General features: G+C 54.8%; 14 protein-coding genes. 8 read left to right on the top strand and 6 right to left on the bottom strand.

The window, feature by feature from the left end:
• Window positions 1-69: 69 nt before the first annotated feature.
• Window positions 70-882 (top strand): alpha/beta fold hydrolase, encoded by an 813-nt coding sequence (locus B2R48_RS14480; RefSeq protein ID WP_297001730.1) that lies wholly within the window; start codon window positions 70-72, stop codon window positions 880-882.
• Between the two features lie 42 nt (window positions 883-924).
• Here B2R48_RS14480 and B2R48_RS14475 read toward each other — a convergent pair whose 3' ends face one another.
• From B2R48_RS14475 to B2R48_RS14465, 3 genes are read right to left on the bottom strand one after another with little or no spacing between them, the layout of a single operon-like run.
• On the bottom strand, window positions 925-1,986 hold the full coding sequence (locus B2R48_RS14475) for an ABC transporter substrate-binding protein (protein WP_297001727.1): 1,062 nt from the start codon (window positions 1,984-1,986) through the stop codon (window positions 925-927).
• Window positions 1,983-3,377: a sensor histidine kinase gene (locus tag B2R48_RS14470; RefSeq protein WP_297001723.1), complete on the bottom strand. Its 1,395-nt coding sequence runs from the start codon at window positions 3,375-3,377 to the stop codon at window positions 1,983-1,985. The genes B2R48_RS14475 and B2R48_RS14470 overlap by 4 nt, the downstream gene beginning before the upstream one ends.
• The gene (locus B2R48_RS14465) at window positions 3,370-4,041 is read right to left on the bottom strand and encodes a response regulator transcription factor (protein WP_213473741.1); all 672 of its coding nucleotides are present in this window, start codon (window positions 4,039-4,041) and stop codon (window positions 3,370-3,372) included. The genes B2R48_RS14470 and B2R48_RS14465 overlap by 8 nt, the downstream gene beginning before the upstream one ends.
• 184 nt (window positions 4,042-4,225) lie before the next feature.
• Between B2R48_RS14465 and B2R48_RS14460 the strand changes: the two genes are divergently transcribed.
• From B2R48_RS14460 to B2R48_RS14450, 3 genes are all read left to right on the top strand, one after another.
• Entirely contained in the window at window positions 4,226-5,191 is a 966-nt protein-coding gene (locus tag B2R48_RS14460) for a Bug family tripartite tricarboxylate transporter substrate binding protein (protein WP_213473740.1), read from the top strand.
• 78 nt (window positions 5,192-5,269) lie between these two features.
• Entirely contained in the window at window positions 5,270-5,710 is a 441-nt protein-coding gene (locus B2R48_RS14455; protein ID WP_062956403.1) for a tripartite tricarboxylate transporter TctB family protein, read from the top strand.
• Between the two features lie 9 nt (window positions 5,711-5,719).
• On the top strand, window positions 5,720-7,222 hold the full coding sequence (locus tag B2R48_RS14450; protein WP_062956404.1) for a tripartite tricarboxylate transporter permease: 1,503 nt from the start codon (window positions 5,720-5,722) through the stop codon (window positions 7,220-7,222).
• Between the two features lie 82 nt (window positions 7,223-7,304).
• Here B2R48_RS14450 and B2R48_RS14445 read toward each other — a convergent pair whose 3' ends face one another.
• Entirely contained in the window at window positions 7,305-7,841 is a 537-nt protein-coding gene (locus B2R48_RS14445) for a carboxymuconolactone decarboxylase family protein (RefSeq protein WP_297001716.1), read from the bottom strand.
• Between the two features lie 178 nt (window positions 7,842-8,019).
• Window positions 8,020-8,547 carry a peroxiredoxin gene (locus tag B2R48_RS14440; protein WP_062956406.1) on the bottom strand — a complete coding sequence of 176 codons (528 nt, stop codon included), beginning with the start codon at window positions 8,545-8,547 and terminating at the stop codon, window positions 8,020-8,022.
• A 163-nt stretch (window positions 8,548-8,710) separates the two neighbouring features.
• On the opposite strand from B2R48_RS14440, the gene B2R48_RS14435 reads away from it, so the two are divergent.
• The 4 genes from B2R48_RS14435 to B2R48_RS14420 are packed head-to-tail and all read left to right on the top strand — an operon-like array spanning window position 8,711 to window position 12,276.
• Window positions 8,711-9,634, top strand: coding sequence for a LysR substrate-binding domain-containing protein (locus B2R48_RS14435; RefSeq protein WP_297001714.1), 924 nt, complete (start codon window positions 8,711-8,713; stop codon window positions 9,632-9,634).
• A gap of 55 nt (window positions 9,635-9,689) precedes the next feature.
• Entirely contained in the window at window positions 9,690-10,667 is a 978-nt protein-coding gene (locus B2R48_RS14430; protein WP_297001711.1) for a rhomboid family intramembrane serine protease, read from the top strand.
• A 52-nt stretch (window positions 10,668-10,719) separates the two neighbouring features.
• On the top strand, window positions 10,720-11,760 hold the full coding sequence (locus B2R48_RS14425) for a zinc-dependent alcohol dehydrogenase family protein (RefSeq protein WP_062956409.1): 1,041 nt from the start codon (window positions 10,720-10,722) through the stop codon (window positions 11,758-11,760).
• Window positions 11,761-11,763: 3 nt separating this feature from the next.
• Window positions 11,764-12,276 (top strand): DUF2478 domain-containing protein, encoded by a 513-nt coding sequence (locus B2R48_RS14420; protein ID WP_297001706.1) that lies wholly within the window; start codon window positions 11,764-11,766, stop codon window positions 12,274-12,276.
• A gap of 41 nt (window positions 12,277-12,317) precedes the next feature.
• Here B2R48_RS14420 and B2R48_RS14415 read toward each other — a convergent pair whose 3' ends face one another.
• Entirely contained in the window at window positions 12,318-13,055 is a 738-nt protein-coding gene (locus B2R48_RS14415; RefSeq protein WP_297001703.1) for a glutamine amidotransferase-related protein, read from the bottom strand.
• Between the last annotated feature and the right edge of the window lie 29 nt (window positions 13,056-13,084).

The following is a 13,084-nucleotide window of genomic DNA, read 5'->3' as shown; positions in this document are numbered from 1 at the left end:
AAATAATTACGCACCGAATTACCGATATATCGCCCCAACAAAGATTGCCCCACAAGAGCTATAAGTCACATGAAGATCGAAAATTTCTATGCCACGGTGAATGGTATCAGTCTGTCTTGCCAACAGATCGTTCCAGATGATGTGCGTGCCGATGCACCGACCATCCTGTTTCTGCACGAGGCCCTTGGCACCATTCGCATGTGGCGTGACTTCCCCGCCAAACTGGCAACCGCCACCCGTCACCCGGTAGTTGTCTATGAACGGCGCGGCCACGGGAAATCCGATCCGCATGCCGCAGGCGACATTCCGCGCGCGATTGACTTCCACAACACCGAAAGCGATGTCTATCTGCACGGCCTGATCACGGAGCTTGGCCTGACCAAACCGATCCTGTTTGGCCACAGTGACGGGGCAACCATCGCGCTTAAATATGCCGCGCGCTTCCCGAACAATGTAACGGCGGTAATTTCAGAAGCCGCCCACGTTTTTGTCGAGGATGTCACAGTCGCCGGCATTACCGAGGCGGCGAAAATCTATGCCGAGACCGACTGGAAAACCAAACTCGAACGCCATCACTTTACCCAGACCGACGATGTCTTCCGCGCCTGGGTCGATACCTGGCGCCAACCGGCGTTTCTTGACTGGAACATGGTCGATGAACTGGCCCACATCACCTGCCCGCTTCTGGTCATTCAGGGCGATGATGACCAGTTTGGCAGCGATGAACAGGTCCATACCATCTGTGCAAATACCGGCGGCCCGGTGACCAAAATGCTGATCAAGGATTGCGGCCACATCCCGCATTTCGATCAGCCCGATCAAGTGATCGCAGCAACTCTTGACCACTTGTCGATTGCCGAATATGTCGATCACCAGGGATGAGAACGGAGCCGTATCTTAAGGTGTTGGCAAGTACCTGTCGCCCTACTCTTCCTCACGATTCCACAAGATCGAGGATCGCCAGTCTTCAAGGAAGCTCCTCTTCTTGAGCTGGTCCTGAAAACCAAGCAAACCGATGCCGAGCTTTACGCGAAAGACCGGAATGTCTGCTATGTGCGGACTGAGCTCTATCTGGACTTTCTGGTTGATCGGAATAAGGGCAGATTGGTTGGCCAGAACCTCCTGACCTTCATGCGACAACAAAAAATTGACGAAGGCCTGAGCCTCATACTTCGCTTGCGATGTCTTGGGCACAAAGGCCGTACGGCTCATGGCGATGGTGTAATCGCGCAGGAAATATATCCCGATTTCCGGCAAGTTTTTAGCCGCTTCAATCGCGTATGAGCTGATCACATTATAGCCAAGCACAAGCTCACCGGTCGCAACCCGGTTCAGGATCTCGGACGAGCAACAATAAAGCCGCGCCCCCGCACGCCCGAATGTCTCAATCAAGCGCGATGACTGGTTGTTCTGAATCGCATCCTGTGTGGCAAAGAAATATCCGATACCCGATTTGCGAATGTCATAAGTCCCAATCTTTCCCCTGAACATTTCGGGATAGTCGCGCACCAGACTGGACAAATCGGTGTGCGACGTCGGCCTGGTAAGACCTTGGAAAGCCTGTTTATTATACACAAATGCTGCTGGTTCGAACGAAAACCCGTAGAGTTCGTTGCGCCACTTGGCCCACGACGGTATCGCTTCGGCATTTTCCGGCTCAAACTGATAGGCAAGCCCCTCATTGACCAGTTTGACCTGCAAATCCATGGCCGGGCTTATGATGACATCTGCCTCCATATCCGGGTTATCAATATTGTACATGACAACCTGATAAAGTTCGCTCGTATTGAACTCGCGATAGACCACTTCAATGTCCGGGTATCTTTCTTCGAACGCCTTGATAATCGGTTCGAACGCCGACGTATCGGTTGCCGACCACACATGCAATTGCACACGCGCAAATGCCTGACTGCCAGACAATAGCCCGACGACAAGAACAATAACGCCAAACCATCTCACCGGAACGAAACCACCAAGCATCTTCATGCCTGTTCCCCCTCGACGACGGGAAAGACCATTTCGACACGCAAGCCGCCCTCGGGCGACTGTCCCAGCCTGAGCTCCGCGTGATGGCGATCGGCCACCGCGCTGACAATCGACAGACCAAGACCGCTGCCGCTGCTCATGCTTGAAAACCTTTCCAATACGGTTGCATACATCTGCTCGTTAATGCCCGGCCCGTTATCATCGACAATTAACAGGCATTTCCCAACGGTTTTTCGTACCAGAATACTGATCTTGTGAGGTGCCTTGCCGTGCTTGATGGTGTTATCGACAAGATTGCGCAACGCCTCGCGGATGCCAATCTCGTCAATCATGACAAAGGTTTCCTCGTCCCCATCCAGTTCGCTGTCGATGGAAAAGTCCGTGTCATATTTCAGATAATCTCGAATGATCTCGGCAAAGACGGTACGGACCACATCAATAAACACCTTGCGTTCCAGCGGCTTGTTATCGGCACGGTGAATGATCATTGCATGCGATAACAGCTGATTGGTCAGGCGAATTGTTCTTTCTGTCTGTTCTTCGGCTTGGGCAATACGGACCTGTTGTTGTTTCACATCCGCCTGACGGCTGGCACTTTCAAGCAACCCCTGTAGCGCGCCAAGCGATGTTCGGGTCTGATGGGCAACATCGGCAATAAAGGCCTGCGCGTTATCAAGACTTTTCTTGTGACGCAGGATCAGACCATTGATCGAACGGGTCAGACTGGCAACCTCACGCGGGGGGGTTATCACAATGGGTGAAAAATCGGTTGGTTCGCGGTGCCGAAGCTGGCGTTCAATCCCGATCAGGGGCGACAATGCACGGTTGATCCCGAACCAGACAAAACCCAGTCCGATGACGGTAACCAACAACAAAAGTGCAATCGCATTGATCATCATTTCCCGTGCAAAGGCATCTCTTGCAATTCGGGTTTGGCCGATCTGAACAACGACCCAATCGCCATACCCGGCACCGGCAAGAAACCGTCCCTGAAGCAGGAAACGAACATCTTCGCCGCTGTAATGGGTATCAAAAAATACCGGCTGGTCGGTTGGATTGTAGTGCTCGGGCAATGGCAAATTCTCCGACCCGGTCAGGGTTTCGCCATTGGCGGTAAAAATACGATAGAAAACGCGATCACTTTCAGCCAGACCGATTAGTTCCAACGCCGAATAAGGAATCTCTACACTGGGGCCGGTTGGCGTCACCAGTGTGCGTTCCAGAATGGCAAACGCTGCCCCGCTCAAAAGCCTGTCATAGGAATGGTTTGCCGCATCCCTTGCGTAACTCCAGATCCCAATCGCAATGCTGACCAGGATGATCGCAAATCCCACCGCCATACTGGTCAAAAGACGCTGGCGCAGGGAATGATGTCCGACCCGTTTATTCATCCGCAATATGGGCAATATACCCAAGCCCCCGAATGGTCTTGAGGATAATCGGCCCACCAGCCAGTTTCTTGCGTAGTCTGGTAACCATTTGCTCGACCGCATTCATGCTGGGCGCTTCATCAAACGAATACACCTTGTCCGCCAGATCTTCCTTGGTCAGGACCCGCTGCAGATTGCCAATGAAGATTTCAAGCAACTGTACTTCTCTGTTGCGCAATTCAATATCGCGACCGTCAATCGTTGCAACCTTTGATGCCCGGTCAAACACAAGGTTTCCGGCGCAAAATTGATTTGATGCTGTCCCGCTTCGGCGACGGATCAAGGCACGACACCGTGCCGCAAGTTCACGCAGATCAACCGGCTTGACGATATAATCATCTGCACCGCCATCAAGCCCGATCAAGCGGTCATCTATTTCCGACCTCGCCGTCAGGATCAGAACCGGGGTGGCATCCCCGCGCGCGCGCATGGATCGCAAAATATCAAACCCGCTGCGGCCCGGCAGGTTGACATCCATTAACACCAGATCGAACTGTTTGTGGCGCAACAAATCGTTTGCAAGCTCTCCGTCATACTCACAATCAATGGCATGCCCATCCGCGTGCAAACGATCCATGATCGTTTCCGCCAATGTTTCATTATCTTCAATCAAAAGAATACGCATGCCCGGATATTAGGCTTGCTCGGAGCTTCTTACAAATTGTTACACATCACGTCAGCTTCGTGTCAGAAAGGAGTCAGCCTCCCGTCAGCATACCGTCAAGGCAATGTCAGTCTCGTAACGTATAGCTGATATGCGGATCGAACATTGATACGCGAAAAGAATAATCCAATGGGAGGATACAACTATGAAAAAGCTGTTCGCAGCATCTGTCGTTATGGCCGGTTGCCTTTTTGGCACCGCAAATGCCGCAGACATTGAAAAACCCGAATGCATTGCCCCAGCGAAACCGGGTGGCGGTTTTGACCTGACCTGCCGTGTCGCCCAGGGCGGTGTCGGCGACAAGTTGGGCGAACCGATGCAGGTGACCTTCATGCCTGGCGGCATTGGCGCGGTTGCCATCACCCTTTTCAACACCACCCGTACAGATGACCCCAACGCCATCGTCGCATTCTCGTCAGGTTCGCTTCTGAACATCGCGACCGGCAAATACGGTGAATGGACCGAGAACGATGTTCGTTTTCTCGCCACTGTCGGTGCTGATTTCGGTGCCGTCATCGTCCGCGCAGACAGCGAGTACAAAACCCTTGATGACTTGATGAACAAGGTCAAGGAAGACGAAAGCAGCCTCGCAATCGGTGCTGGTGGTTCTGTGGGGTCACAAGACTGGATGAAAGCGGCCCTGCTGCTCAAGGCTGTCGATAGTGATCCGCGCAAAATGATCTATGTCGCCTATGATGGCGGCGGCGATGCCCTGACCGGCCTTCTGGGCGGCAGTATCGACGTTTACACCGGTGATATCGGCGAAATGACCGCCCATCTCGGTACAGGCCAGCTGCGTGTTCTTGCCGTCATGTCGCCAGAACGCCTGCCGGAACCGTTCGCAGACATTCCGACCACCAAGGAACTTGGCTACGACGCGGAATGGACGATCATGCGTGGTTTCTATATGGGCAAAAACGTCTCTGACGAAGCCTATGACAAATGGGTAGCGGCCTTCAAGGAAGCCTATGGCACCGAAGAGTTCGCGAAAATCCAGAAAGACAAGGGCTTGCTGCCGCTTAACATTGCAGGCAAGGACCTTGACGAAAACGTCAAGGAACGCATCAAGAAGCTTCGCGAAATCGCAAAAGAAGCTGGCCTTATCCAGTAATCGCCAAACATGTCGGTCCTCCGTTTTCGGATGGGGGACCGACAGTTTTTCCAGCGTTCCCTAGGCCGGAGATCTCCGATGGCTGATCGCCTCTTTGCCCTGTTCGCCCTGATCGCGGGCGGCATTTACACCTATGTCGCCTTTTTCATTATCAAGGCCCCCTTCCAGTATGACCCGCTCGGACCTGAAACATGGCCGCAGGTACTGGCTGTCGTCTTCCTGCTGTGCAGCCTCTACGTCCTCGTGCGCCCCGATCATATCCAGTTTGCGCTCGGACGCAGTGTATGGCTGCGCTTGCTGATGTTGGTTGTGATGCTTGGCGGCTACGCAGAACTCTATGAGCCGCTCGGCTTTGTGATTTCGACCGCCCTGTTTTGCTGCCTGTTGTCGGTCATGCTGGGTGCAAATCGCCTGCACTCCGTCGCTTTCGGATGTGCAACCGGCATCATCGGATATGGCATTTGTGACTATTTGCTGGGCCTGAACCTGCCAGAAGGTCTGCTGGCACCGTTTTTGTGAGTTATTCCCATGAATGAAGTTCTAAGTGGCCTGAGCGGCGGTTTTGGTGTCGCATTGATGCCTTTGAACCTGTTTCTCGTGCTGATTGGCTGTTTTGCCGGAACCCTGATTGGTGCACTTCCCGGTATCGGTCCGATCAACGGTGTCGCCATTCTGCTGCCGATTGCCTATAGCCTGGGCCTTCCACCTGAATCAGCCCTGATCCTGCTTGCTGGCATCTATTATGGTGCGGAATATGGCGGACGCATCTCGTCCATTCTTTTGAATGTTCCCGGTGATGCGGGGGCCGTCATGACAACACTTGATGGCAACCCGATGGCCAAGCGTGGCGAGGCCGGACGTGCTTTGTCGATTTCGGCGATTGCGTCTTTCGTTGGTGGCACCATTGCCGTGATCTTGATGTCGCTGTTTGGTCCGTTCCTTGCGAAATTTGCGTTGACCTTTACGCCAGCCGACTACGTTGCGTTGATGGTCTTTGCCTTTGCAAGCCTGTCCTCGCTGGTTGGCAAGAACCAAGTCAAAACCCTGATGGGGGCGGCAATCGGCTTGATGCTGGCGACCGTCGGCATTGATGCCAATACCGGTGTGGCGCGATACACGGGCGGTATTCCCGATATCCTTGCCGGGTTCGATTTCCTTGTTGTCGTGATCGGTTTCTTTGGCATGGCGGAATTGATCCACCTTGTAGAACAACAGATATCAGGCAAACTAAAGCTGCTTCCGATTGGCAAGAGCTTTGTCAGCTGGAAAGACCTGATGCAAATCCGCTGGACCATGTTGCGGTCCTCAATCATCGGCTTTGTCATCGGCGTTTTGCCCGGTGTCGGTGCGTCCGTTGCCTCGGCTGTGACCTATGGCACGGAAATGCGGATGGCCGGTGAAGACCGCAAGAAATTCGGCACCGGTGACCCGCGTGGTTTGGCTGCACCGGAGTCTGGCAACAATGCGGCTGCTGGCGGGGCAATGGTCCCGATGCTGACGCTTGGTATTCCGGGGTCTGGCACAACGGCCATCCTGCTTGGCGCACTGATGCTGTTTAACGTGACGCCTGGCCCGCTGATGTTTGAACAGCGCCCGGAAATCGCGTGGGGCCTGATCGCATCGATGTATATCGGCAATCTGGCCCTTCTGGTGATCAATCTTCCTCTGGTGGGTCTGTTTGCCAGAATGCTGACCATCCCGCAGAAATATCTCAGCCCGCTGATTGCAGTCTTGGCGTTCATCGGCGTTTATTCTGTGGTCGGCAACCCGTTCGACCTGTTCCTGATCATCGCTTTCGGGATTTTCGGCTGGGTCCTGCGTAAACTGGAATTCTCGCTGGCCCCGATCATTCTGGGCTTTGTGCTGGGTCACCTGTTCGAAGATAACCTGCGCCGTGCACTTTCGATCTCGCGCGGGGACTGGTCGATCCTGGTATCGACTTGGGAAAGTATTGGTCTGTATGTGATGGCTGTATTGATTGTCGCACTGCCTGTCATCATCGGCATCCGCAACAGACGCAAAGCCAAATAAGCTGTCCTTGCCGGACACAAACTAAAAGAGGGCGTCGTAATGACACCCTCTTTTTTTTGTCTTGATGGCAAATGTCTGGCAGTTACTCGGCCAGTGCATCCTCGGCATCGATCACGACGGCAACGGCATGAATAACCGATGCGATGCGGATCGCGTTCTGGATGGTTTCCTTTTTGATGCCGGCGTTTTTCAGCACCTTGTCGTGGGAATCGATGCACATGCCGCAACCATTGATCGCCGAAACAGCAATCGAAAACAGTTCGAAGTCGGCTTTATCAATGCCCGGCTTGCCGATGATGTTCATGCGCAGGCGGGCCGGCATGGAGCTGTATTCTTCATCCGATACCAGATGGTTGAACCGGTAATAGATGTTGTTCATGCCCATGATGGCAGCCGCACCCTTGGCTGCTTCAATGGCCTCATCGGTCAGTTTTTCTTTTGCTTCTGCGGCAACAGCCTTGGTCAGTTTGGCGTTGCGCGATGCAAAGGCACACGCCAGTGCAGTACCGTAAACCTGCTGATCGGTCATGCCCGGATTGTTGGCCATGCTCGAAAGGTTCAGCTTAAGGTCCTTGGCATAGGCCGGCATGGAGTCCTTGATTTCAACGATCGACGTCATGGGAAAAATCCTCTGAAACTGTCTGAAACGATAAGCGCGTAATGCAAAAACAAATTTGGGATCAGCCGTGTCAGTGTCGCGCCCGATGGGGGCGGACGATGCAAAAGGCAGCAATATTCACAGGCTGAAAGGCGGGACCGGGCCAAAGCCCGATCCCACAAATAGGTCCGGACTGGACTTACAGGGTTTCGTCGCCCTGGTTCCAGTTGCACGGGCAGAGTTCGTCGGTCTGCAGTGCGTCCAGAATACGGAGCGCTTCCTGCGGGTTACGACCAACGTTCAGGTCGTTGACCTGTACGTGACGGATGATGTTGTCCGGGTCGATGATGAAGGTCGCACGAAGCGCAACACCGGCGTCTTTGGCCAGAACACCAAGGGCAGCCGACAGGTCTTTTTTCTCGTCAGCAAGCCATACGAACGGGCTGTCGCCCAGATCTTCGTGGTGGGTACGCCATGCAGCGTGGACGAAATCGGTGTCGGTCGAGCAACCCAGCAGAACCGCATCACGGTCTTCGAAGTCACCGTTCAGTTCGCCGTAACCGACGATCTCGGTCGGGCAAACAAAGGTGAAGTCTTTCGGCCAGAAGAACAGGATCTTCCATTTGCCTTCGAAGGACTTGTCAGTCACCGGTGCGAAGCTGTCCGGGGTCTTGCCCGAAACGCCGGTCAGATTGAATTCAGGAAGCGTATCACCAACGGTAAGCATTATGGTTTCTCCTAACCCAGTTTTAACAACAATGTGCGGCCCCCGACAGGCCGCGAAACTTTACTGTGCAGGTGCAAAAAATGCACTGCTTGCTAGCGATTTGTAGAGAAATGCATTACCTAAGACAAATAGATAAAACTTCGACGTTTGATAGGAAAAATTTATGGCTGCCCAACCCAGCATCAAGCAGCTCAAATACCTTGTTGCCTTGTCCGAAACCGGACATTTTGGCCGCGCAGCAGAGGCTTGCTTCATTACGCAGCCAAGTTTGTCTGCTGCGATCAGCGAGCTTGAGAACCTTTTGGGCGCACAACTGGTCGAACGCAACAAGCGTCAGGTCCTGATGACGCCGCTCGGCCAGGAGGTCGTTTCGCGGGCGCGAAGTATCCTTCAAGAAGTCGACGAACTGACCACCATGGCGCAGGCCGCCTCTGACCCATTGTCAGGCCCGATCCATATCGGTGTTATTCCCACCATTGGCCCGTATCTTTTGCCAGACGTGATGTCGTCACTGAAAGCCGGTTTTCCGAAACTGCAGCCACTGCTGCGCGAAGACCAGACTGCCAAACTGATCGAACTGCTGATGGCTGGCAAACTCGACATTGCCCTGATTGCCCTGCCGATTGATGAAAACTGGCTCGAAGAGTTCGAACTGTTCGAAGACCGCTTTGTCTTTGCCTGTGCGCCGAACAATCCGCTGACACACAAAAAGCATCTCGAAATCGGCGACATCAAGGATGAAAAGCTTTTGCTGCTTGAGGACGGGCATTGCCTGCGCGATCAGGCACTTGAAGTCTGCCATAAAGCTGGCTGGAGCAAGTCGGCCGATTTTCAGGCCAACAGCCTGTCGACCCTGGTGCAAATGGTAGGGGCTGGCATCGGTGCCACACTATTGCCCGAAATGTCGCTTGAAGTCGAAGCGCGTCGGCCGGATTTGCTGAAAATCATTCCGTTTAAAAATCCGGTTCCGATTCGGCGCATTGGTATGGTCTGGCGGCGCAGTTCCGCCCGTAAAAGTGAATATCGCCAACTGGCGGCTTATTTGCGTGATCGCCTTGCCCCGCGGGATGAAGCCGTGGTCGCCTGATCGGAGGCGCTGGACCGATCTCGTCAATCGGAGACACAGACAACGGGCACAGCCAATGCTGCCGATCAAGGACAACAACCCGACAACAATCACCCCGTGGGTCACCTATGCCATCATCGCGATCAATGTCGTGGTGTTTGTCGGCACCGTCACGCTTGATCCGCGTGCAACGGTTCTGATGACCTTGCAATATGGGGCGATCCCGGCTGTCTTGTTTGGTCATGCGGAACTGCCGCCGGGCTTTTCACCGTTCCCGGCTGGCTTCGGGTTCCTGTCGATCTTTTCGGCGATGTTCATGCATGGTGGCTGGATGCATCTGGGCGGCAATATGCTGTATCTCTGGATCTTCGGGAACAATGTCGAAGATTCGATGGGCCATTTCCGTTTTCTGATTTTTTATCTCGCCTGCGGTGTTGCCGCCGCCCTTGGGCATGGCCTGCTTGATACCCAATCGGAAATTCCAATGATCGGCGCGTCTGGCGCATTGGCCGGGGTGCTTGGCGCCTATTTCCTGCTCTATCCCAAGGCCCGCGTGCTGGTCTGGTTCTTCTGGGTGTTTATCTTTTATGTGCCGGCCGTGGTCGTGCTGGGCTTCTGGTTTATCAGTCAGGTGATCAACTTCGGCAGCGGCGCAGACCTTGGCATTGCATGGGTCGCCCATATCGCGGGCTTTCTTGCCGGACTTGCCCTGATCCCGCTGTTCAAGCATCGCAATGTGCCACTTTGGCATGACGGATCGCCTGCACCGGCCTTTGGCATCTACCGTCCCGGCCGCAAAACGCGTGGGGCCACATCCAACATCCCGCCATGGGCTGCCGCCTATGAGGCAGAACGCGCGGCCAAACGGGCCAACATGCGCCGCGAACAGCGTGGCCCGTGGGGCAAAGAGGGCGAGAATCGCGACACATCCCCATGGGGTCGCTATCAGCCAAATGCCGCGCCAGAGCCAAAACCGAAACCAAAATCCAAACCATCGGTCGGCGTTCCGAAGGTTGTCCGCTTGCATCCCGAGCGCGACGATAACGACACTTGAAAATTTGAACACTGCATCCGATAAAAACATAACAACAATCGGGAGGAACATCATGCGCGCAGCCTACTTCACCGAATATCAGGGCCCGATCGAGGTCCAGAAACTCCCCGACCCGACCCCGGGTAATGACGGTGTCGTCATTCAGGTTGGCGCAACCGGCCTGTGCCGCAGCGACTGGCATGGCTGGATGGGACACGATTCCGATGTCCAGCTGCCCCATGTTCCAGGCCATGAATTCGCGGGCACCGTTGTTGCGGTCGGCAAGGATATCAAGCGCTGGCGGGAAGGCGATCGCGTTACCGTGCCCTTCGTGTCGGGCTGCGGTCATTGCCCGGAATGCCACAGCGGCAATCATCAGGTGTGCGATCAGCAGTTCCAGCCGGGCTTTACCGGCTGGGGCAGCTTTGCCGAATATGTCGCAATTGATTATGCCGACACCAACCTTGTCCACCTGCCTGATGAAATGGATTTCGCAACCGCCGCCAGCCTTGGCTGCCGTTTCGCCACCAGTTTCCGCGGCGTGATTGATCAGGGCAAAGTCACCGCCGGTCAGATCGTGGCCGTCCATGGTGCAGGCGGTGTTGGTCTTTCCGCCATCATGATTGCCGCCGCTGCCGGTGCCTATGTGGTGGCCGTTGATATTGATGATGCCAAGCTCGACTTCGCAAAAGAACTCGGCGCCAATGCGGTGCTGAATGCCCACAGTGTTGATGACATTCCGACTGCGATCAAGGACATCACCCGTGGCGGCGCACATGTTTCAGTCGATGCGCTGGGCAGTGCCGTAACCTGCTTTAATTCCGTGGCGTGCCTGCGCAAACGTGGCAAGCATGTTCAGATCGGGCTTATGACCGATGATCACGCCCACGCCAAAGTCCCGATGGACCGTGTGGTGGCCCATGAGCTTGAAATTCTGGGCAGCCATGGCATGCAGGCCTTTCGCTATGATGCGATGCTCGACATGATCCAGTCGGGCAAACTGGCGCCGCAAAAGCTGATTGGCGATCACGTCACACTGGCCGAAGGGGCCACCGCACTTATGAATATGGACAGTTTCGTTGGCACAGGTGTCACTGTGATTGATCGGTTCTGATCCATGCTGGCCGGGATTGCCTTTCACCCCAAAGACCCGATTGACGACCTTCTTGCCGCAATTGCCGATACCTTTTTGGCGAATGGCAAATCGGTTGCCGGCTATGTGCAAAAACGCCGCAAGGATGCCGATTGCGGAACCCTGGTGCATGTCCGCAATCTGCGCAACGGCGATGAAATGCCGATCACCAAAAATCGCGGCAAAATGGCCAAGGGCTGCAAGCTTGATGGCGATGCGCTGTCCAGCCTTGCCCAGCAGCTTTCGCGCGATGTCGAGGCCGGATCCGACATCCTGATCATTGCGCGCTTTGGCCGAAGCGAGGCCGAGGGGCGCGGGCTTCGTGATGTGATTTCACGCGCACTGGATCTGGAAATCCCTGTTCTGGTCGGGGTGCGCGATGAATATAACGACGCATGGAATGACTTCCATGGCGGTTTTGCAGACGCACTTGCCTTTGATGAAACGGCGATTGAGAACTGGCTTTCCAAAGAACCGGCAGATATGGCTGCCGTCTGACATCGCTTTGGCAGTGAGCTGCCTTTTGCCTTAGCTGTGCCTTAGCTGCTGTGCCCGGCGTCGGCTGGCACAAGCCCCTTGACCAGCACCTTCTCGGCAAACTGTTCAAACCACGCGCCAAATGCGGCGTCATATTTGGCCCGTCCCGCCCGTTGGGTATCGGGGCACTGGCCGTTCGGACGGTCGGTTTTGTCCCCGGCATTGGCCAGCCAGCGTTCATGGCTTTCATCATCGACTTCGGGGTGGAACTGAATGCCCCAGATCCGTTCATCAACATGATAGGCCTGATGAGGGAATGTCGGGCCGGTCGCGACCAGTTCCGCGCCCTCGGGAAGTCCGAACCCTTCGCTGTGCCAGTGATAGACCATCATTTCCTCAGGGAAAAGATGCGCACCCGCCGGGGTTGGCTGCACCGGGTAATAGCCGATTTCAGTCATGCCTTCGGGATGGGGTTGGACCTCTGCACCAAGATTGCGCGCCATCATCTGCGCGCCCAGGCAAATGCCCAGATACATCGCATCACTGGAAACCACGGTCGGCAACCAGTTCATGATGGCACTGACATTATCAAGATGATCGTCATTGGCACTCATCGGTCCGCCAAACACGACGACCAGATGATATTTGCAAAGATCGGTCGGCAATTCGTCGCCTTCACCCGGACGGCGAATATCAAACTCAAACCCGTAACGACGCATGACAGCTCCCACCCGTCCCGGCTGTCCGGTGGCAGAGTTGAAAACCAGTAAAATACGTTTTTTCGGGCTTAGGTCGTTCATGCGCTCCCCATTTGCTGTAAAGGCGAAGG

The organism is Thalassospira sp. UBA848, assembly GCF_002295455.1.
Lineage (GTDB): Bacteria > Pseudomonadota > Alphaproteobacteria > Rhodospirillales > Thalassospiraceae > Thalassospira.
The sequence above is the reverse complement of the archived record's forward strand: the minus strand, read 5'-3'. Positions and strand labels throughout refer to the sequence as shown.